The sequence below is a fragment of the Streptomyces sp. NPDC038200 genome (assembly GCF_055600785.1).
In genome coordinates, this window is record NZ_JBVJYH010000015.1 from 80276 (window position 1) to 101105 (window position 20830).

Genomic DNA, 20830 nt, shown 5'->3' on the forward strand with positions numbered 1-20830 from the left:
ATCAGTCCCCGTAGTCCGACATCGCGTCCAGCAGCCGGGCGGACCGCGTCGGCACCTTCACCCCGTGGATGAGGGACGGCGGCACCGGCCGGGACTCGGCGTGCTCCGGGGCCGCCCAGTGCGGGGCCATCCGGGCGCAGTCGCCGCGCAGCGCGGCGAGGTCGCCGTCCGGGTCGGCCGGGGCGGGGGAGGTGACCTCGAGGTTCGTCATGACCGAACCGTAGGCACGGCACAGGCTGCGAAGAAAGATCTACTATCGGGTAGTTTTGTCAGCTTCAGCGGCGGCCACCGACCGGGTAGCGTGAACCGTCAACCCAGCCTCCCCCAGGAGAATCCCCGTCGTGCGCATCGCAGTCACCGGCTCCATCGCCACCGACCACCTCATGACCTTCCCCGGCCGCTTCGCCGACCAGTTCGTCGCGGACCAGCTGCACACGGTTTCGCTCTCCTTCCTGGTCGACAACCTGGACGTCCGGCGCGGCGGCGTCGGCGCCAACATCGCCTTCGGCATGGGCCAGCTCGGCACCGGCCCGATCCTGGTCGGCGCCGCCGGCTTCGATTTCGACGAGTACCGGGCCTGGCTCGACCGGCACGGTGTGGACACCGACTCGGTCCGCATCTCCGAGACCCTGCACACCGCCCGCTTCGTGTGCACCACCGACGCCGACCACAACCAGATCGGCTCCTTCTACACCGGCGCGATGAGCGAGGCCCGCCTGATCGAGCTGAAGACCGTCGCGGACCGCGTGGGCGGCCTCGACCTCGTCCTCATCGGCGCCGACGACCCCGAGGCGATGCTCCGCCACACGGAGGAGTGCCGCTCCCGGAACATCCCCTTCGCCGCCGACTTCTCCCAGCAGATCGCCCGGATGGAGGGCGAGGAGATCCGGATACTGCTGGACGGGGCGACGTACCTCTTCTCCAACGAGTACGAGAAGGGCCTGATCGAGTCCAAGACGGGCTGGACGGACGCGGAGATCCTGGCCAAGGTCGGCCACCGGGTCACCACGCTCGGCTCGCGGGGCGTACGCGTCGAGCGGACCGGCGAGGACCCCATCGAGGTCGGCTGCGCCGAGGAGGAGCGCAAGGCCGACCCCACGGGCGTCGGCGACGCCTTCCGCGCGGGCTTCCTGTCGGGACTGGCCTGGGGCGTCTCGCTGGAACGCGCCGCCCAGGTGGGCTGCATGCTGGCGACCCTGGTCATCGAGACCGTGGGAACGCAGGAGTACCGGCTGCTCCGCGGGCACTTCATGGAGCGGTTCACCAAGGCGTACGGCGAGACGGCCGCCGAGGAGGTCAAGGCCCACCTGGGCTGAGGGCTCACTGGGCCGAGGGCTCACCCGGGCCGGGGGCTCACCCGGGCCGGGGGCTCACCCGGGCCGGGTCCGGCCACCCGCCCGCCTCGGGGCCCGCCGTTCTCCGCCGTGGGCGCGCGGGGCCGCCCGCGCCCCGCGGCGGAGCCGCCCGGGTGGCACGGTCCCGCGCCCCTCGCGGGACCCCGCCCCGCGGCCCGCCTTCAGGAGACCCGTCGGACCAGGTACGCCGTGCCCCGCTCCGCCGGCTCCTCCCCGACGTACTCCTGCCCCCGCATCTCGCACCACGCCGGGATGTCCAGCCGGGCCGCCTCGTCGTCGGACAGGACCCGGACCGTCCCGCCCACCGGCACCTCACCGAACACCTTGGCCAGCTCGATGACCGGGATCGGGCAGCGCTTGCCGAGGGAGTCGACGACCCGTTCCCCGGCCGGTTCCCCGGCCCGGACGGCCGTCACCGGGGCCGGCGCGCCCAGCTTCTCCCGGACGCCCGCGACGGCCTCCGGCAGCACCGCCAGGAACCGCTCCACGTCCTCCTCGGCCGTTCCCGCCGGCAGCGACACGCGCACGTTGCCCTCGCTCAGCACGCCCATCGCCTTCAGCACATGGCTGGGTGTCAGCGTGCTGCTCGTGCAGGAGGAGCCGGAGGAGACCGAGAAACCGGCCCGGTCCAGTTCGTGCAGCAGCGCCTCCCCGTCGACGTAGAGGCAGGAGAAGGTGACGATCCCGGGCAGCCGCCGCTCGGGGTCGCCGACCACCTCCACGTCGGCCACGGTCCGCGGCACCCGCGCCCGGATCCGCTCCGTCAGCTCCCGCAGCCGTGCCGCCTCCCGGGCCGCCTCGGCCCGGACCGCGCGCAGCGACGCCACGGCCGCCACGATCGCCGGGATGTTCTCGAACCCGGGCGCCCGGCCCGACTCCCGCTCGTCCACCGGCCCTTGGACGGCGAACCGCACCCCCTTGCGCACGACGAGCAGTCCGACCCCCGCCGGCCCGCCCCACTTGTGCGCGCTGGCCGCCAGCAGCGACCAGCCGCCCTCGACCGGCCCCCAGCCCAGCGACTGCGCCGCGTCCACCAGCAGCGGCACCCCGGCCGCCCGGCACACCTCGGCCACCTCGGCCACCGGCTGCACGGTGCCCACCTCGTGGTTGGCCGACTGCAGACAGGCCAGCGCGGTGTCCGGGCGCAGCGCGGCCTCGTACGCCGACGGGGTGACGGCTCCCGCCCGGTCGACGGCCACTCGGGTGACCGTTCCGCCCTCGGCCTCGAACACCTCCGCCGCATGGAGGACGGAGGAGTGTTCGACCGCCGACACGATCAGGTGGCGTCCGGTCCGCCGCCGGCCGGCCGACGCCCCCGCGATCCCGCTGTGCAGGGCCCGGGTCCCCGACGGGGTGAACACCACCTCGTCGGCCCGGCAGCCGATCGCCTCGGCCGCCGCCTCACGCGCGGCGTCGAGCAGCAGACGTGCCTTCCGCCCCTCCCGGTAGAGCCGCGCGGGGTCGGCCCACCCTTCGTCCAGAGAGGCCGTCAGGGCCTGACGGGCCACGGGGTGGAGGGGAGCGGCGGAGGCGGCGTCGAAGTAGGACACAGGTCCACGTTAAAGCGCAGGTGAGAGTAAGGGGACGCGGACCGGCCCGAGATGCGGCCGCGCACCGTGGGCGCGAGCCCCGCCGCACACCCTCGTCCGCCCGTCAAACCCCCACAACCCGAGCTATTGGGCGCCCGATCCCAACCCGACCGAGTGACAGGCGACGCGTATGCCCCCCTCCCCGCGAACCCCCCGAGGGCGTCGGCTAGGGTTTGGTCCGCATAAACATCCAAACCCCTGCCCGACGCAGGGCGGCGACCGACCAGCGAGAAGGCCGCAGCCGACCGCGCGGGCGAGACTCTCGGGAAGGCGCTACGTGAGTCCCAACGGCTCCGACCGCTCGCCGCGGCGCCCGATGCGGCGGAAGCTGCTGCAGGCACTGACCGCGGGCCTGGTCCTGGCGACCGCAACCGGTTGCACATACAAGGACTTCCCCCGCCTTGGCATGCCCACCCCGACCACGGAAGAGGCTCCGCGGATCCTCTCCCTGTGGCAGGGCTCCTGGGCCGCCGCGCTGGCCACCGGCGTGCTGGTGTGGGGCCTGATCCTGTGGAGCACGATCTTCCACCGGCGCAGCCGCACCAAGGTCGAGGTTCCTCCGCAGACCCGGTACAACATGCCGATCGAGGCCCTGTACACGGTGGTCCCGATCATCATCATCTCGGTGCTCTTCTACTTCACGGCCCGGGACGAGTCGAAGCTCCTCAGCCTCACCGACAAGAAGCCCGACGTCACGGTCAACGTGGTCGGCTTCCAGTGGAGCTGGGGCTTCAACTACGTCGAGAACGTCCCCGGTTCCACCGGCGATGCCAAGACCGACAAGAACCTGGACGCCATTCCGGACCGGTTCAAGAAGGAATTCCCGGCGAACGCCGGCGGCGTCTACGACGTCGGCACGCCCGGCACGCGGAACCCGCAGACGAAGAACCCCGGTCCGACGCTCTGGCTTCCCAAGGGCAAGACGGTTCGCTTCGTCCTGACCTCGCGTGACGTCATCCACTCCTTCTGGGTGGTGCCGTTCCTCATGAAGCAGGACGTCATCCCGGGCCACACCAACGCCTTCCAGGTGACCCCCAACAAGGAGGGCACCTTCCTCGGCAAGTGCGCCGAACTCTGCGGCGTCGACCACTCCCGGATGCTGTTCAACGTGAAGGTCGTCTCCCCCGAGCGGTACGAGCAGCACCTCAAGGACCTCGCCAAGAAGGGGCAGACCGGTTACATTCCCGCCGGCATCGCGCAGACGAGCCACGAGAAGAACCGGGAGACGAACAACCTGTGAGCATCCTCAACGAACCCCAGGGTGCCGCGGCAGCTGATGGCTCGTACGCCGACGAGCTGCCGGTCAGGCGCAAGCAGCCCGGCAATGTCGTGGTGAAGTGGCTGACGACCACCGACCACAAGACGATCGGCACGCTGTATCTGGTCACCTCGTTCGCGTTCTTCCTGATCGGCGGCGTGATGGCGCTGCTGATGCGCGCCGAGCTGGCCCGGCCCGGTCTGCAGTTCATGTCGAACGAGCAGTTCAACCAGGCGTTCACGATGCACGGCACGATCATGCTGCTGATGTTCGCGACGCCGCTGTTCGCCGGTTTCACGAACTGGATCATGCCGCTGCAGATCGGTGCCCCCGATGTGGCGTTCCCGCGGCTGAACATGTTCGCCTACTGGCTCTACCTGTTCGGCTCCACCATCGCGGTGGGCGGCTTCCTCACCCCGCAGGGCGCGGCGGACTTCGGCTGGTTCGCCTACTCCCCGCTGTCGGACGCGGTCCGCTCGCCGGGCATCGGCGCCGACATGTGGATCATGGGTCTGGCCTTCTCCGGCTTCGGCACCATCCTCGGCGCGGTCAACTTCATCACCACGATCATCTGCATGCGCGCTCCCGGCATGACCATGTTCCGCATGCCGATCTTCGTGTGGAACGTGCTGCTGACCGCGGTGCTCGTCCTGCTGGCCTTCCCGGTCCTGGCGGCCGCGCTGTTCGCCCTGGAGGCGGACCGCAAGTTCGGCTCACACGTCTTCGACGCGGCCAACGGCGGCGCACTGCTGTGGCAACACCTCTTCTGGTTCTTCGGCCACCCAGAGGTGTACATCATCGCCCTGCCGTTCTTCGGCATCATCTCCGAGGTCATCCCGGTCTTCTCCCGCAAGCCGATGTTCGGCTACATGGGTCTGATCGCGGCCACCATCGCGATCGCCGGTCTGTCCGTGACGGTGTGGGCGCACCACATGTACGTCACCGGCGGTGTGCTGCTGCCGTTCTTCTCCTTCATGACGTTCCTGATCGCCGTACCGACCGGCGTGAAGTTCTTCAACTGGATCGGCACGATGTGGAAGGGCTCGTTGTCCTTCGAGACGCCGATGCTCTGGGCGGTCGGCTTCCTGATCACCTTCACCTTCGGTGGCCTGACCGGTGTCATCCTGGCCTCGCCCCCGATGGACTTCCACGTCTCCGACTCGTACTTCGTGGTGGCCCACTTCCACTACGTGGTGTTCGGCACGGTCGTGTTCGCGATGTTCTCCGGCTTCCACTTCTGGTGGCCGAAGATGACCGGCAAGATGCTGGACGAGCGCCTCGGCAAGATCACCTTCTGGACGCTGTTCATCGGCTTCCACGGCACCTTCCTGGTCCAGCACTGGCTGGGCGCCGAGGGCATGCCGCGTCGTTACGCCGACTACCTGGCGGCCGACGGCTTCACCGCCCTGAACACGATCTCGACGATCAGTTCGTTCCTGCTCGGCCTGTCGATCCTGCCGTTCCTCTACAACGTGTGGAAGACGGCCAAGTACGGCAAGCCGGTCGGCGTGGACGACCCGTGGGGCTACGGCCGCTCGCTGGAGTGGGCGACCTCCTGCCCGCCGCCGCGGCACAACTTCCTCACCCTGCCGCGGATCCGCAGCGAATCCCCGGCGTTCGACCTGCACCACCCTGAGATCGCCGCGCTCGAGCAGCTCGAGCACGCCGGTCACGGCACCGCCGTCGCGGGCAGCAAGGAGGCCGGCAAGTGAAGATCCAGGGTCGGATGTTCATCTGGCTGAGCGTCTTCATCCTGATCATGGCCATCGTGTATGGCGTGTGGTCGAAGGAGCCGGCCGGTACCACCGCGCTCTTCCTGGCCTTCGGCCTGAGCGTCATGATCGGCTTCTACCTGGGCTTCACCGCCCGGCGGGTCGACGCGGGCGCCCAGGACGACAAGGAAGCGGACGTCGCGGACGAGGCGGGCGAGCTGGGCTTCTTCAGCCCGCACAGCTGGCAGCCGCTCATGCTGGGCTTCGGCGGTGCCATCGCCTTCCTCAGCATCGCGGTCGGCTGGTGGCTGATCTACTTCGCCGCCCCGATCATCCTGCTCGGCCTGTTCGGCTGGGTGTTCGAGTACTACCACGGTGAGAACCGCACCCAGTAGGACTCGCCGGACGCACCGGGAGCCCGGACCTTCCTGACGGAGGGTCCGGGCTCCCGTCGTTCCCGGCGCGGTCCGGGACGTCCGGCGTGTCCGTCCTTTGCCGGAGCACCGTTCCCCCGAACGAGTTGCCCGGCGCGCCGGTCGGCTCTCCAGCTCATAGCGTGATCACATGAACCACACTCCGCGGACCCGCACCGTCGTCAGCTGCACACTGCTGGTGATCGCCCTCGGCGCGGGCGTCACCGCTTGCGGTTCGGACGGCAACCCCCTGTCGGCCAGGCCGTACGACGCGGCGGACCAGATCTCCTTCAACGGCCCCACCGAGACGGGGAAGCGGGCCGACCCGGACAAGCCCCTGGAGATCACCGCCGAGAGCGGTGAGGGCCGTATCACGGACGTCACCGCCCAGGACTCCACAGGGCGCTATGTGGCGGGCGAACTCGCGGCCGACGGCAGCCGTTGGCACAGCACCTCCCCGCTGGCCTCCAACGCCCACTACACGGTCACGGTGAGCACCGAGGACGAGGACGGGGCGCCCGGCCGCAAGGTCCTCGCGTTCGACACCAGCGAGCCCACCAGCAAGAAGCGCCTGAACGTCACGTTCGGGCCGGGGAAGGGGACTTTCGGCGTCGGGCAGCCGATCACGGCCCAACTCGACCAGGAGATCAAGGACAAGGCACAGCGCGCCATCGTCGAGCGTGCCCTGCGAGTGGACTCGGTGCCGGCCGTGCAGGGCTCCTGGTACTGGGTGAGCGACAAGGAACTCCACTACCGCCCCAAGGAGTACTGGCCCGTCCACGCGACCGTCCAGGCGCACAGCAACCTGGACGGCATCCGGATCAACGACCGGCTCTGGGGCGGCGCGGCCAAAGCGGTGAAGATCACCATCGGCGACCGGGTCGAGGTCGTCACGGACGCCGCCGCGCACCAGCTCACGTACTACAAGAACGGCCAGCAGATCGAGCAGATCCCCGTCACCACGGGCAAGCCCGGCTTCGAGACCCGCAACGGGGTCAAGGTCGTACTGGAGAAGCAGTACTTCGTACGGATGCGCGGTACCACCGTCGGCATCGCCGAGGGCACCTCCGACTCCTACGACCTGCCGGTCTACTACGCCACCCGGGTGACGTGGTCCGGCGAGTACGTCCACGCCGCCCCCTGGTCCGTGGGCTCCCAGGGATACGAGAACGTCAGCCACGGCTGCACCGGTATGAGCACGTCCAACGCCGAGTGGTTCTTCGACAACATCCGCGAGGGCGACATCGTCAAGGTCGTGAACTCCGCGGGCCAGACCATGGAGCCCTTCGGCAACGGCTTCGGCGACTGGAACGTCGACTGGGCGAAGTGGCGTACGGGCAGCGCCCTCTTCAACGGCCGGCCGGACGGCCCGGCACCGGGGGACGCGCTGAGGATCCAGCCCGTGGCGCTGTGAGCGCGCCGGAGGGGCGCGGGGCCCTGCCCGCCGTGCGGCTGCCGCCGCGCGGGCGCGACCGGCCACACCGGACCGCCGGTCGCACAGGTGCCCCGCGCCCCGGGCTCCTAGGCGCTCAGCAGCCTCTTCCGGCGCAGCAGAGAGGCCAGCGAGGCGGCGAACTCCACCGGGTCCACCGGCAGGGTCACCGCGGCGTCCGCCCGGCTCCACGTGGCCAGCCACGCGTCCTGCGGCCGGCCCATCAGCAGCAGCACCGGCGGGCAGTTGAACACCTCGTCCTTGATCTGCCGGCACATCCCCATGCCCCCCATCGGCACGGCCTCGCCGTCCAGCACGCAGACGTCGATGCCGCCCTTGTCCAGCTCCCGCAGCACCGCCTCCGGGGTCGCGCACTCCACGAACTCCACCAGGGGCACGTCCGGAGCCGGCCGGCGCCCGGCGGCCAGCCGTACTTGCTCGCGGGTGGTGGAGTCGTCGCTGTAGACCAGCACCGTGGCGGTCGGCTGCATTGTTCCTCCGAGACGTCAGCGTCGTACGGACAGGACGGACAGGGCCGTTTGGGCGGATGTTACTCCCATGAACACCACGTCAACACCGGTATGGCGGGTGGCAACACTCCGAACGGCACCCCCCGGAGTGAGCGCGAGATAAGCGACCGACATAATGTCGGTCGTGGCGACAGCAACGACAGTAGAAACCGGGCACGCGCACCCGTCGGTCAACCGGCCGAACCTCACCAGCGTCGGAACCATCATCTGGCTGAGTTCCGAGCTGATGTTCTTCGCGGCCCTCTTCGCGATGTACTTCACCCTCCGGTCGGTGACCGGACCGGTCCACTGGAAGGAACAGGCGGAGGCACTCAACGTGCCCTTCTCCGCCACGAACACCACGATCCTGGTGCTCTCCTCCCTCACCTGCCAGCTCGGCGTGTTCGCGGCCGAGCGCGGCGATGTGAAGAAGCTCCGTGGCTGGTTCATCCTCACCTTCATCATGGGTGCGATCTTCATCGGCGGTCAGATCTACGAGTACACGGAGCTGGTGAAGAAGGACGGCATCTCGCTGTCCTCCGACCCGTACGGCTCGGTGTTCTACCTGACCACCGGCTTCCACGGCCTGCACGTGACGGGCGGTCTCATCGCCTTCCTGCTGGTCCTCGGCCGCACCTACATGGCCAAGAGGTTCACTCACGAGCAGGCGACCGCCGCCATCGTCGTGTCCTACTACTGGCACTTCGTCGATGTCGTCTGGATCGGCCTCTTCGCCACGATCTACCTGATCAAGTAGCCGGGACCGCTCCCGCACATCCAGAAGCACCGACGCAGAAGATCCTGACACCGGGGTAATCCGTGAAAAAGCTCTCCGCACGACGACGCCATCCGCTGGCGGCGGTCGTCGTCCTACTCCTCGCGCTGGCGGCCACTGGGGGGCTGTACGCCGCGTTCGCGCCCGCGGGCAAGGCGCAGGCCGATGAGACCTCCCAGTCCCTGACCATCAAGGAGGGCAAGAAGCTCTACGCTGTCGGCTGCGCCAGCTGCCACGGCACCGGTGGCCAGGGCTCCTCCGACGGTCCGAGCCTCGTCGGCGTGGGTGCCGCCGCTGTCGACTTCCAGGTCGGCACCGGCCGTATGCCCGCCGCCACCTCGCAGGGCGCCCAGGTCCCGAGCAAGAAGAACATCTACACGCAGGCCCAGATCGACCAGCTCGCCGCGTACGTCGCGTCGCTGGGCGCCGGTCCGAGCGTGCCCACCAAGGAGCAGTACGGCCCCGCGGGCGCGGACATCGCCAAGGGTGGCGAGCTGTTCCGCACCAACTGCGCGCAGTGCCACAACTTCACCGGCAAGGGCGGCGCCCTGACCAAGGGCAAGTACGCCCCGAGCCTGGAAGGTGTCGCTCCCAAGCACATCTACGAGGCCATGCAGACGGGCCCGCAGAACATGCCGTCCTTCCCCGACACCACGATGTCGGAGAAGAACAAGAAGGACATCATCGCGTACCTGAACGCGGTCAACGGCAGCCAGACGGAGAACCCCGGCGGCCTCGAGCTGGGCGGCCTCGGGCCGGTCACCGAGGGCCTGTTCGCCTGGATCTTCGGCCTCGGCGCACTGATCGCGGTCGCCGTCTGGGTCGCCGCTCGGACCGCAAAGGCCAAGAAGTCATGAGTAGCCAAGACATTCCAGAAGAGAACCTGCCCGCTGAGCAGGACCACGCACATGGCGCGGTAGGGGTCGCGGACGAGGAGAACCCGTTCGCCGACCCGGGGCTGCCGCCGCACGAGCACCGGATCCAGGACATCGACGAGCGGGCCGCCAAGCGGTCCGAGCGCATGGTCGCCCTGCTGTTCACGGTGTCGATGCTGGCCACCATCGGCTTCATCGTCTCGTACCTGGTGATCCCGAACGACAAGTCGATCTTCGTCTTCCCGATCGGGCACATCAGCGCGATGAACTTCGCGCTGGGGATCACCCTCGGTGTGGCGCTGTTCTGCATCGGCGCGGGTGCGGTCCACTGGGCCCGGACCCTGATGTCCGACGTGGAGGTCGCCGACGAGCGGCACGCGATCGCGGCCTCCCCCGAGGTCCGCGCGAAGGTGCACGCGGACTTCAAGCTGGGTGCCAAGGAGTCGGCGCTCGGCCGCCGCAAGCTGATCCGCAACACCATGTTCGGTGCGCTGGCCCTGGTGCCGCTCTCCGGTGTCATGCTGCTCGGCGGTCTCGGCCCGGCGCCGGGGACCAAGCTCCGCCACACCCTGTGGGCCAAGGGCAAGCGCCTGGTCAACATGAACACCAACGAGCCGCTGCGTCCCGAGGACGTCGCGGTGGGCTCGCTCACCTTCGCCATGCCCGACGGCCTGGAGGAGACCCAGGAGGACTTCCAGAACGAGATCGCGAAGGCCGCCCTGATGATCGTCCGGCTCCAGCCGAACAACATCAAGGACAAGCGCGAGCTCGACTGGTCGCACGAGGGCATCGTCGCGTTCTCGAAGATCTGCACCCACGTGGGCTGCCCGATCTCCCTGTACGAGCAGCAGACGCACCACGTGCTGTGCCCGTGCCACCAGTCCACCTTCGACCTCTCCGACGGTGCCCGAGTGATCTTCGGCCCCGCCGGCCACGCCCTGCCGCAGCTGCGCATCGGTGTGGACAGTGAGGGTTACCTCCAGGCGCTCGGCGACTTCGAGGAGCCCGTCGGTCCTGCATTCTGGGAGCGCGGATGAGTACTGCACCCAACGAAGAGTCCCGCTCCCGCGGGAAGGCTCCGGCCGGCGAGCGGATCGCCGACTGGGCCGACGGCCGGCTCGGGATCTACTCCCTGGCCAAGGCCAACATGCGCAAGATCTTCCCCGACCACTGGTCGTTCATGTTGGGCGAAGTGTGCATGTACAGCTTCATCATCATCATCCTGACGGGTGTCTATCTGACGCTGTTCTTCCACCCGTCGATGAACGAGGTGGAGTACCACGGCTCGTACGTCCCGCTCCAGGGACAGCTGATGTCCGAGGCGTTCAGCTCGACCCTGCACATCTCCTTCGACGTGCGCGGTGGTCTGCTCATCCGGCAGATCCACCACTGGGCGGCGCTGATCTTCCTCGCCGGCATGTTCGTGCACATGATGCGCGTCTTCTTCACCGGCGCGTTCCGCAAGCCGCGTGAGATCAACTGGCTGTTCGGCTTCCTGCTGTTCGTCCTCGGCATGTTCACCGGCTTCACCGGTTACTCGCTCCCGGACGACCTGCTCTCCGGCACCGGTGTCCGCTTCACCGAGGGCGCCATCCTGTCGATGCCGATCGTCGGCACCTACATCTCGATGTTCCTCTTCGGAGGCGAGTTCCCCGGCCACGACTTCGTCGCCCGGTTCTACTCGATCCACATCCTGCTGCTGCCGGGCATCATGCTCGGCCTGATGGTGGCGCACCTGATCCTGGTCTTCTACCACAAGCACACGCAGTTCGCGGGTCCCGGCAAGTCCGAGAAGAACGTCGTCGGCATGCCGCTGCTGCCGGTCTACATGGCCAAGGCCGGAGGCTTCTTCTTCCTGGTCTTCGGTGTCATCGCGGCCATCGCGGCGGTCGCCCAGATCAACCCGATCTGGGCCATGGGTCCCTACCGTCCGGACCAGGTGTCCACGGGCGCCCAGCCCGACTGGTACATGGGCTTCGCCGAGGGTCTGGTCCGCTACATGCCGGGCTGGGAGATCAACTTCTGGGGCCACACGCTCGTCCTGGGCGTGTTCATCCCGCTGGTGCTCTTCGGTCTCGTCCTGGCGGCGATCGCGGTCTACCCGTTCATCGAGTCCTGGGTCACCGGCGACAAGAGCGAGCACCACATCCTGGACCGCCCGCGCAACGCCCCGACGCGTACCGCGTTCGGTGTCGCCTGGGTGACGGTCTACATGGTCGGCCTGGTGGGCGGTGGCAACGACCTCTTCGCCACCCACTTCCACCTGTCGATCAACGCGGTCACCTGGTTCGTCCGGATCTTCTTCTTCGCCGGCCCGGTCATCGCGTTCATCGTGACCAAGCGGATCTGCCTGGGTCTGCAGCGTCGCGACCACGACAAGGTGCTGCACGGTCGCGAGACCGGCATCATCAAGCGCCTGCCGCACGGTGAGTTCATCGAGATCCACGAGCCGCTCAGCCAGGAGCAGCTGCACACCCTCACCGCGCACCACCAGTACGAGCCGGCCGAGATCGGCCCGACGGTCGACGAGAACGGTGTCGAGCGCAAGGTGACGGCGTCCGAGAAGCTGCGCGTCAAGCTCAGCAACGCCTACTACGGCGAGGACAACCAGATCCCGAAGCCGACCGTCGAGGAGTACAAGGAGATCACGAGCGGCCACGGCCACCACTGATCCCCGCGTCGCCACGCCACGCAGAAGGGCCCCGTCCGTACCCCGGACGGGGCCCTTCGCCGTGCCGGGGGATGGATAGGGTGGTGTCCGACGAAGCAGGAACCTGGACAAGGAGCGGCTGATGAGCGCTGTGACCCCCGCTGGAGGCGACACCGCGGCGGGCCGCTCCTGGCCCGTCCTGCTGAACGGTCTGCTGGACGGCCGGGACCTGTCCGCGGACGACACCGCCTGGGCGATGGACCTGATCATGCGCGGGGAGGCGACCGACGCCCAGATCGCCGGGTTCATGGTGGCGCTGCGGGCCAAGGGCGAGACGGTCCAGGAGATCGCCGGACTCGTCCGGACGATGTACGCGCACGCCAACGTGATCGAGGTGCCCGGGCCGGCCGTCGACATCGTCGGCACCGGCGGCGACGGCGCCAAGACGGTGAACATCTCCACCATGTCCTCGATCGTCGTCGCGGGCACGGGCGCCAAGGTCGTCAAGCACGGCAACCGCGCCGCGTCCTCGGCCTCCGGCTCCTCCGACGTGCTGGAGAAGCTCGGGATCAACCTGAACCTGACCCCGCGGCGGGTCGCCGAGGTCGCCGAGGAAGCCGGCATCACCATCTGCTTCGCGGTGCGGTTCCACCCCTCCCTGCGTCATGTCGCCCCGGCCCGCGCGCAGTTGGGCATCCGGACCACCTTCAACGTGCTCGGTCCGCTGACCAACCCGGCCCGGGTGCGGTCGCAGGCCGTCGGTGTGGCCGACCCCCGGATGGCGCCGATCGTCGCCGGTGTCCTCGCCGAGCGCGGCAACTCCTCCCTGGTCTTCCGGGGCGAGGACGGTCTGGACGAGCTGACCGTCACCGCTCCCTCCCGGGTGTGGGTGGTCCGGGACGGCAAGGTCACGGAGGAGATCTTCGACCCCCGGGACGTCGGCATCGACCTCGTCCCCGTGGACGCCCTGCGCGGCGCCGACGCGTCCTACAACGCGGAGGTCGCCCGCAGACTGCTGGACGGCGAGCGGGGGGCCGTACGGGACGCCGTCCTGCTGAACTCGGCGGCGGCGCTGGTGGCCCTCCGGCCGACGGACGCGCCCCTCGCCGAGCAGCTGCGCGCCGGCATGGCGCAGGCGGCGGAGTCGATCGACTCGGGCGCGGCCAGGCGCACGCTGGACCGCTGGGTGGCCGTCAGCAACGCCTGACCCCGTCCCGGCCGACGAGCGTCCCGCGATCCGGACACGGGTTGCGGGACGACGATCATTTCGCGTACGTTCCTGTACCAGGTCATGAGTGACAGTCATCAGGCCCCGGCCGACTGTCCGGCAACCCTCCGTCCGTGGCGGGGTGCCCCGGGTGAAGACCAGGCCGTAGGCAGCGAGGTCTACGGCAAGCGCGGACCCCTCGCGCGCTGTCGAGCGCGGGACCAGGGGTCCTGGTCGTCGAGGGAGCCTTCCGTGAGCAAGCGAATGCGTTAGGGCCGCAGAGCCCCGCCTCCGCACACCCCTTTCTCTCTTTCTCGTATTCCTCTCACGGGAGTTCGCCATGTCTGTCTCCACCGCTGCCGCCGACCAGTCTGTTTGTGCCCCTCTGTCCGTTCTGGGCCGGGATGTCACCGTGCCGCTGGTCACCGGCGGCGAAGTCACCTACGCCGCCCTCGACTACGCGGCCAGCGCCCCCGCACTCCAGCGCGTCTGGGACGACGTCGCCGCGTACGCCCCGTACTACGGCAGCGTCCACCGCGGTGCCGGCTACCTCTCGCAGCTCTCCACGGACCTGTTCGAGAACGCCCGCAAGGCGGTCGCCGAGTTCCTCGGCTGCCGCCCGGGCGACCAGGTCGTCTTCACCCGCTCGACCACCGACTCCCTCAACCTCCTGGCCCGGGTGATCCCGGCCGACTGCCAGGTCTTCGTCTTCGAGACCGAGCACCACGCCTCCCTGCTGCCCTGGCAGGACGCGAAGGTCACCTACCTCAACGCCCCGCGCACCCCCCGGCAGGCCGTGGAGACCCTGGAGCGGGCCCTCGCCGACCGCGACCCCCACGGCCCCGCCCTGGTCTGTGTCACCGGCGCCTCCAACGTCACCGGCGAGCTGTGGCCGGTGCGCGAACTGGCCGCCGCCGCACACGCCCACGGCGCCCGGATCGTCCTGGACGCCGCCCAGCTGGCCCCGCACCACCCCGTCGACATCGGCGACCTGGACGTCGACTGGGTCGCCTTCTCCGGCCACAAGCTGTACGCCCCCTTCGGCTCCGGTGTCCTCGCGGGCCGCGCCGACTGGCTCCAGGCGGCCGAGCCGTACCTCGCGGGCGGCGGCGCCAGCCGCAAGGTGACCCGGCGCACCGACGGGGGAGTGGACGTGGAGTGGCACGAGAGCGCCGCCCGCCACGAGGCCGGTTCCCCGAACGTCATCGGCGCCTACGCCGTCGCCTCCGCCTGCAAGACCCTCACCGAGGCCGGCTGGGACACCCTGGTCGCCCGCGAGCAGCACCTGATCAGCAAGGTCCGCGAGGGCCTCGCCGCGGTCCCCGAGGTGAGGATCCTCTCCCTGTTCGGCGACGACGCCCCGCGCGTCGGCGTCATCTCCTTCGTCGTCGAGGGCTGGAACAGCTCCCACTTCGCCGCCGCCCTCTCCGCCGAGTACGGCATCGGCGTCCGCGACGGCCTCTTCTGCGCCCACCCCCTGGTGCGCACCCTGCTCGGCACCGACCCGCAGACCCAGGGCGAGTGCGGCGCCCCCGAGGCGGCCCCGGGGGAGAAGTCCCTCAACGCCATCCGGGTGAGCTTCGGCGCGGGCACGCCGGACGAGCACGTCGAGCGCTTCGTGAACGCCGTCGGGGAACTGGTCGCGCAGGGCGCGCAGTGGACGTACAGGACGGAGGACGGCCGCTGCGTCCCGGCGGTCGGCTGAGCCGCCGGCGCGCGGGGAACGGCGCGCGGGGCCACCGGCGTCGCGCACTCGCCGTACCTCCGTACCCGGCGGCCGACGAGGCGCATATAACCTCCCCCTGACACCACATCGGACAGGGGGACCCCGGAGTGCAGCCGTTGCGCGCAACCGACCCGCGCCACATCGGCCCGTACGAAGTCCTGGGCAGACTCGGTGCGGGAGGCATGGGCGAGGTGTATCTCGCCGCGTCCCGCACCGGGCTCAGGCTCGCGGTGAAGGTCGTGCGCACCGAGCACGCCGAGGACCGCACCTTCCGCGCCCGCTTCCGCCACGAGGTGCGCGCCGCCCAGACCGTCGGCGGCGCGGGGACGTACGCCGCGCGGGTCGTGGACGCCGACACCGAGGCCGAACGGCCCTGGATGGCGACGGAGTTCGTGTCCGGGCCGAATCTGCGGGACGCCGTCCTGGACCACGGCGCGCTGCCCGGGCCCGCGGTCCGGATCCTCGCCGCCGCGCTCGGCGAGGCGCTGGCCGCCATCCACGCCAAGGGCCTGGTGCACCGCGACCTCAAGCCGTCGAACATCCTGCTGGGCCCGGACGGGCCCCGGGTCATCGACTTCGGGATCGTCCGGGCCCTGGAGGCCACCTCGCTGACCCGCACCGGCGCGGTGGTCGGCTCGGTCGGCTACGTCTCGCCGGAGCAGATCCGCAACGGCGGCCAGGTCGGCCCGCCCAGCGACGTCTTCTCGCTCGGCGCGGTCCTCGCCTACGCGGCGGCCGGCCGGGAACCCTTCGGCGAGGGGCAGGACTCGGTGGTCCTGCTGCGCATCCTGACCCGCGACTTCGATCTGTCCGGTGTCCCCGAGGGGGTGCGGCCGCTGGTGACGGCCTGTCTGCGCGAGGACCCGCTGGAGCGTCCGGAGCCGGCGGAGGTGGTGGCGAGCGCCGGATTCACCTCGGACACCCTGCGGGCCGGCCTCCGCCCCGGCTGGTACGGCCCCGCCGCGCAGCCCCGCCCGGCCGCCGACGACCGCCCCAGCGGCGTGGAGTACCTGGCACCCGAGCCCGAGCCCGAGCCCGAGCGCGACCCCGAGCCCGAGCCCGCCATCCCGCCCGCTCCAGCCGCCTCGGCTGCAGCGGACCCCACCACCTCCGCCACCGGCGTCCCCGCTCCCGCCTCGCCCCCCGAGGCCGCCACGGCTCTCACGTCCTCCCTCACGGCTCTCCGCCGCCTGGGACCCGTCGCCCCGGGGCGACGCCGGCTGCTGAAGGCCCTCGTCGGCGGGGCGGCCGGGGTGGGAGGCGGTGCCCTGCTGTGGGACCGGGGGTTCAGCACCGAGACCATGCACGCCAGCTCCCAGCCGCCCGACGAGGCGTCGGCCTCCGGCATGACGCGGCGGCCGGCCTCCGCCCGGCCCGCCGTGCTGCGCTGGCAGTACGACCTCGGTGGCATCGGCGGCCTGGACGGCCCCTGCTGCGGGCTCTCCCCGGACGGCTCCGTCGTCTACGTGGGCACCTCCGACGGCGTGCTGCACGCGATCTCCCGGGACGGCTCCAAGCGCTGGAAGGTCCGGCTGGGCGACGACGTCTCCACCCCCGTGGCCACCCGGGACGGCGTCTACTGCGTGGTGGGCTTCCACAGCGACGACGTGCGCCGGCTGACCGCGGTGAGCCCCTCCGGCAGCCCGCGGTGGACCCGCACCCTCGGCGACCGGTCGTACGCCGTCCCGGTCCTCCTCGGTACGGACGTCCTCGTCTCCGTCGGCGGCACGGACACGGGCGGGCTGCGCCGCTACACCGCCGACGGCGCCGAGAAGTGGACCGCGAAGACCCCGGCCGGCCCCACCGGCACGCCCCTCGTCCGGGGCGACGTGGTCTGCACGGGCAGCTTCGGCGACACCCTGCTGGCGCTGGACGCGCGGGACGGGTCGCGGAAGTGGCAGGTGGCCGCGGGCACCGATGTCAGGGCCGTCGCCCTCGCCGGTACCACCCTCTTCGCGGACGCCCCCGCCCTGCGCCAGGGCTTCCGCCTCGCGGACGGCAGGCGGCTGTGGCGGCGGGAGGCCGATTCCGGGGCCCTGACCGCGGGCAACCGGACGCTGGCCGTCGGCACGGAACAGAACACCGTGTACGGCGTCCGGGCGGCCGACGGCACCCGCGCCTGGACGTACGGCATCGAGGGCGGTGCGGCGGAGCCCCGCGCGGTGGTGGCCGGCGGCACCGTGTACGCCCGCGCGGCCGACCGCGTCTGGGCACTGGACCTGAACGGCAAGAAGCGCTGGAACGCGGCCCTCGGCCACGGCGCGGGCGACGACCAGCACACCCCGGTCGTGCGCGGCAGCCGCCTCTACGTCCCCTCGGGGGCCGGCATCGCCGCGGTGGAGCTGGACGGTTAGTTGTCGAGGCCGATCGCGAACGCGGCCTCCAGGTCGTGCTGGGAGTAGGTGCGGAAGGCGACGTGCGTGTCGGTGGCCTCCACGCCGGGGATCTTGCTGATCCGGGCCGGGATGACCTCGGCGAGGTCCTCGTGCTGCCGGACCCGGACCATGGCGATCAGGTCGTAGGTGCCGGTGACCGAGAAGACCTCGCTGACGCTGTCCAGAGCGGCGATCCGCTCCGCGATCTCGGGGATCCGGTCCACGCTGGTCTTGATCAGGACGATCGCGGTGATCACGGCTGTTTCTCTCCCTCGGTGACCGGAGCTGGGGCGGGATTCACTCTAGCCGTACGGCCGTATCGCACCCACGCGTAGCCGAAGCCCAGACCGAACCCCACCAGGTGCGCGAGGTAGGCCACCCCTGGCCCGTCGGAGGCCTGCTCCGCCGCCAGCCACTGCAGGGCGGCCCAGAACGGCAGGACGACCCACGCCGGGAAGCGCAGCGGCAGGAAGAACAGGAACGGCAGCAGACTGGTGACCCGCGCGCGGGGGAACAGGTAGAGGAACGCTCCGAGGACCGCCGAGATCGCCCCGGACGCGCCGACCAGTGACTGTGCGGAGGCGGCGTTGGCCGCCGCGTAGCCCAGCAGGGCGAGGTAGCCGCAGCCGACGTAGAAGAGGGTGAACTCCACTCGGCCCATCCGTTCCTCGGTCATCGCCCCGAAGACGAAGAGGAAGAGCATGTTGCCGAGCAGGTGCACCCAGCTGCCGTGCACGAAGAGCGCGGTGGCCGGGGTGAGCGCCGCGCCGGCCGGTCCGGCGAACAGCTCGGCCGGGACCACGCCCCAGTGCCGGAAGTACGCCCGCTGCGCGGCGAGCAGGGCGTCGCCGGTGCCGTACCCGGGGACCAGTCCGGAGGCCGGACCGAGGGCGAAGACCAGAGAGCACAGGGCGATGAGGCCGTACGTCATGGGCGCCGAGGCGCCCCGGACCGATCTGAATGTCCTGCCGACGGCCGTGCTCCAGGTGCTGATCATGACTACAGAGCATGACGTAACGGGACGCAAGCTGACAGACCGCCTCGCCGCCGTGGACGGACGGGCGACGAGTACCCGCCAGGCCGTAGGGTTACGAGCCACACGCGTCGGGGAGCGGCGCGGACGCACACGACAGAAGGAAGCGAACAGTCACGATGACGGTTCCCCTGCCGACGGCGACGACACGCTGGCGCTGCACCCTGTGCGGCAACCTCACCCGGTTCGACGTGACCCGCTCGTCGAAGGTCGTCGAATACGTCCACCTCGACCTGGCCGGCGAGCCGACGGTGGAGGAGCGCGAGGTGGTCAGTGAGACCATCGAATCGGTGCGCTGCCGCTGGTGCAACGCGGTGGACCAGGTGGAACTCGTGGACAGGCCGGGCGCCGGCTCCTGAGCGGAGCGGCCCCCGGAGAGGCTTTTTCGGCATTGGGGTGTGACGGATGGTGGAGACCGCGGGCGGGGGGCCGGGCGACGGCACCGCCGAGGTGCTTGACCGTCCGCTGCCCGACGGCGTGCGCCGGCGGGTCGTGCAGATCGTCGCGGACGGCTTCGGCGGGCTGACCGTGGCGGAACTGCCCGCCCAGTTGCGGCAGTACGCCCGGTTCGCCCCCAATCGCCGGGCGAAGTTCGCCGGGAACGCGATGGCGGCGGCGCTGGAGACCGATCCGCTGTTCCGGCAGCGGATCGGGGAGAAGTTCAGAGAGGCGCAGCCGGAACTCTGCGGCGCTCTCGACTCCGGCTCCCCGCCCCCGGCCGCGGACCCGCTCGACGTGGCGGCTGCGGCCTATGTTCTGCGCCCCGCGGGCTGGGTGAAGCTGGTCGCCGCGGCCGGCGAGGAGGCCCAGCGCGCGGACGCCGAGCGGGCCGACGAGGAGAGCCGGGTCGAGCTGGAGCGGCTGCGCGCGGAGCTGGCGCAGGCCCGCGACCACACCCGCGCCGAGACCGAACGGCTGCGCGCGGAGCTGGAGTCGGCGAAGAAGGAAGCGGAGTCGCTTCACCGCAAGCTGCGGGCCGCGCTCAGCGATGTGAAGCGGGGCGAGGCCGCGCTGCGCAAGGTGCAGGGCGAGATCGACGCCGCGCGCGCCGAGGCGCAGGCGCAGGTGTCGTCCGCGGAGAGCGAGTCCCGGCGGCTCAAGGCCCGCCTGGGCGAGGCCGAGGCCGCGCTGGAGGCCACCCGCCGGGCGGCCCGCGAGGGCCGCAGCGTGGAGGACATGCGGGTGCGGCTGCTGCTCGACACCCTGCTGGACGCCACCCAGGGGCTGCGGCGCGAACTCGCCCTGCCCCCGGTGTCCGTGCGTCCGGCCGAGACCGTGGACGCGGTCGAACCGGGACGGATGACCCCGAAGGACATCGCGGCGCGGGCGCTGTCCGAGAACGATCCGGCCATTCTCGACCAGCTTCTGGCGCTGCCGCAGGCGCATCTGGTCGTCGACGGCTACAACGTGACCAAGACCGGCTATCCGCAGATGCCGCTGGAGAAGCAGCGGCTCCGGCTGCTGGGGCAGCTCTCGGCGCTCGCCGCGCAGACCGGGGCCGAGGTGACCTGTGTCTTCGACGGCGCCGAACTGGCCGCGCCGGTGCTGCTCGCACCGCCGCGCGGGGTCCGGGTGCTGTTCTCCAAGCCGGGTGTCACGGCCGACGAGCTGATCCGCCAGCTGGTGCGCGCGGAGCCGCCGGGCCGTCCGGTCATCGTCGCCTCCACCGACCGCGAGGTCGCCGACGGGGTGGCCAAGGCGGGTGCCCGACCGGTGGCCTCTGCGGTGCTTCTGAAGCGACTGTCCTGAAGGTCCAACGGACATGGGCAATGCCCGAATTGACCGCATCGTCGTGCAACGTAGGGTCAATCACGCATCACTGCATGTGAGTTATGTGCAAAGAATGCATGGCGTGACGGGTTTTTTTGCCGTGAGGATTTGAACTGATCACAACTGGGTCACTAGGGTCTGGGCTCGAACC

At 70.4% G+C, this 20830-nt stretch carries 19 protein-coding genes and 1 riboswitch; of the genes, 14 read left to right on the forward strand and 5 right to left on the reverse strand.

What is annotated here, in order from left to right; translation table 11 throughout:
- Position 1 precedes the first annotated feature (1 nt).
- The gene (locus ACZ7KF_RS27415; protein WP_471080321.1) at positions 2-211 is read right to left on the reverse strand and encodes a hypothetical protein; all 210 of its coding nucleotides are present in this window, start codon (positions 209-211) and stop codon (positions 2-4) included.
- A gap of 130 nt (positions 212-341) precedes the next feature.
- Between ACZ7KF_RS27415 and ACZ7KF_RS27420 the strand changes: the two genes are divergently transcribed.
- Positions 342-1316: a carbohydrate kinase family protein gene (locus ACZ7KF_RS27420; protein WP_471080324.1), complete on the forward strand. Its 975-nt coding sequence runs from the start codon at positions 342-344 to the stop codon at positions 1314-1316.
- A gap of 200 nt (positions 1317-1516) precedes the next feature.
- Here ACZ7KF_RS27420 and ACZ7KF_RS27425 read toward each other — a convergent pair whose 3' ends face one another.
- Positions 1517-2905 carry an aminotransferase class V-fold PLP-dependent enzyme gene (locus tag ACZ7KF_RS27425; protein ID WP_471080327.1) on the reverse strand — a complete coding sequence of 463 codons (1389 nt, stop codon included), beginning with the start codon at positions 2903-2905 and terminating at the stop codon, positions 1517-1519.
- A gap of 316 nt (positions 2906-3221) precedes the next feature.
- On the opposite strand from ACZ7KF_RS27425, the gene ctaC reads away from it, so the two are divergent.
- The 4 genes from ctaC (at position 3222) to ACZ7KF_RS27445 (ending at position 7741) form a co-directional block, all read left to right on the forward strand.
- Entirely contained in the window at positions 3222-4184 is a 963-nt protein-coding gene (gene ctaC, locus ACZ7KF_RS27430) for an aa3-type cytochrome oxidase subunit II (RefSeq protein ID WP_471080330.1), read from the forward strand.
- Positions 4181-5914: an aa3-type cytochrome oxidase subunit I gene (gene ctaD / locus ACZ7KF_RS27435; protein ID WP_471080333.1), complete on the forward strand. Its 1734-nt coding sequence runs from the start codon at positions 4181-4183 to the stop codon at positions 5912-5914. The genes ctaC and ctaD overlap by 4 nt, the downstream gene beginning before the upstream one ends.
- A complete protein-coding gene (locus ACZ7KF_RS27440; RefSeq protein ID WP_225822688.1) occupies positions 5911-6309 on the forward strand; it encodes a cytochrome c oxidase subunit 4 in 399 nt (132 codons plus the stop codon). The genes ctaD and ACZ7KF_RS27440 overlap by 4 nt, the downstream gene beginning before the upstream one ends.
- 169 nt (positions 6310-6478) lie before the next feature.
- Entirely contained in the window at positions 6479-7741 is a 1263-nt protein-coding gene (locus tag ACZ7KF_RS27445; protein WP_471080336.1) for a L,D-transpeptidase, read from the forward strand.
- A 107-nt stretch (positions 7742-7848) separates the two neighbouring features.
- Here ACZ7KF_RS27445 and ACZ7KF_RS27450 read toward each other — a convergent pair whose 3' ends face one another.
- Entirely contained in the window at positions 7849-8250 is a 402-nt protein-coding gene (locus ACZ7KF_RS27450) for a response regulator (protein WP_471080339.1), read from the reverse strand.
- 154 nt (positions 8251-8404) lie between these two features.
- Between ACZ7KF_RS27450 and ctaE the strand changes: the two genes are divergently transcribed.
- The 7 genes from ctaE (at position 8405) to ACZ7KF_RS27485 (ending at position 17855) form a co-directional block, all read left to right on the forward strand.
- Positions 8405-9025, forward strand: a complete 621-nt coding sequence (gene ctaE / locus ACZ7KF_RS27455; RefSeq protein WP_030348419.1) for an aa3-type cytochrome oxidase subunit III — start codon at positions 8405-8407, stop codon at positions 9023-9025.
- 62 nt (positions 9026-9087) lie between these two features.
- Positions 9088-9900: a cytochrome bc1 complex diheme cytochrome c subunit gene (qcrC, locus tag ACZ7KF_RS27460; protein WP_471080342.1), complete on the forward strand. Its 813-nt coding sequence runs from the start codon at positions 9088-9090 to the stop codon at positions 9898-9900.
- Entirely contained in the window at positions 9897-10955 is a 1059-nt protein-coding gene (gene qcrA / locus ACZ7KF_RS27465; protein WP_471080345.1) for a cytochrome bc1 complex Rieske iron-sulfur subunit, read from the forward strand. Before qcrC ends, qcrA begins: the two co-directional genes overlap by 4 nt.
- On the forward strand, positions 10952-12589 hold the full coding sequence (gene qcrB, locus ACZ7KF_RS27470) for a cytochrome bc1 complex cytochrome b subunit (protein ID WP_471080348.1): 1638 nt from the start codon (positions 10952-10954) through the stop codon (positions 12587-12589). Before qcrA ends, qcrB begins: the two co-directional genes overlap by 4 nt.
- Positions 12590-12710: 121 nt before the next feature.
- Positions 12711-13775, forward strand: coding sequence for an anthranilate phosphoribosyltransferase (gene trpD, locus ACZ7KF_RS27475; protein ID WP_471080351.1), 1065 nt, complete (start codon positions 12711-12713; stop codon positions 13773-13775).
- Between the two features lie 80 nt (positions 13776-13855).
- Positions 13856-13972: riboswitch (SAM riboswitch) on the forward strand.
- 143 nt (positions 13973-14115) lie between these two features.
- On the forward strand, positions 14116-15480 hold the full coding sequence (locus tag ACZ7KF_RS27480; RefSeq protein ID WP_471080354.1) for an aminotransferase class V-fold PLP-dependent enzyme: 1365 nt from the start codon (positions 14116-14118) through the stop codon (positions 15478-15480).
- Between the two features lie 128 nt (positions 15481-15608).
- Entirely contained in the window at positions 15609-17855 is a 2247-nt protein-coding gene (locus ACZ7KF_RS27485; RefSeq protein ID WP_471080357.1) for a protein kinase domain-containing protein, read from the forward strand.
- Here ACZ7KF_RS27485 and ACZ7KF_RS27490 read toward each other — a convergent pair.
- Both ACZ7KF_RS27490 and ACZ7KF_RS27495 read right to left on the reverse strand, forming a co-directional pair.
- Positions 17852-18133, reverse strand: a complete 282-nt coding sequence (locus tag ACZ7KF_RS27490) for an Lrp/AsnC family transcriptional regulator (protein ID WP_030742549.1) — start codon at positions 18131-18133, stop codon at positions 17852-17854. The genes ACZ7KF_RS27485 and ACZ7KF_RS27490 overlap by 4 nt on opposite strands.
- On the reverse strand, positions 18130-18873 hold the full coding sequence (locus ACZ7KF_RS27495) for a rhomboid family intramembrane serine protease (protein ID WP_471080360.1): 744 nt from the start codon (positions 18871-18873) through the stop codon (positions 18130-18132). The genes ACZ7KF_RS27490 and ACZ7KF_RS27495 overlap by 4 nt, the downstream gene beginning before the upstream one ends.
- A 155-nt stretch (positions 18874-19028) precedes the next feature.
- Between ACZ7KF_RS27495 and ACZ7KF_RS27500 the strand changes: the two genes are divergently transcribed.
- Positions 19029-19268: a hypothetical protein gene (locus tag ACZ7KF_RS27500; RefSeq protein WP_014672226.1), complete on the forward strand. Its 240-nt coding sequence runs from the start codon at positions 19029-19031 to the stop codon at positions 19266-19268.
- Positions 19269-19314: 46 nt separating this feature from the next.
- Positions 19315-20658 (forward strand): NYN domain-containing protein, encoded by a 1344-nt coding sequence (locus tag ACZ7KF_RS27505; RefSeq protein ID WP_471080363.1) that lies wholly within the window; start codon positions 19315-19317, stop codon positions 20656-20658.
- Positions 20659-20830: the final 172 nt, after the last annotated feature.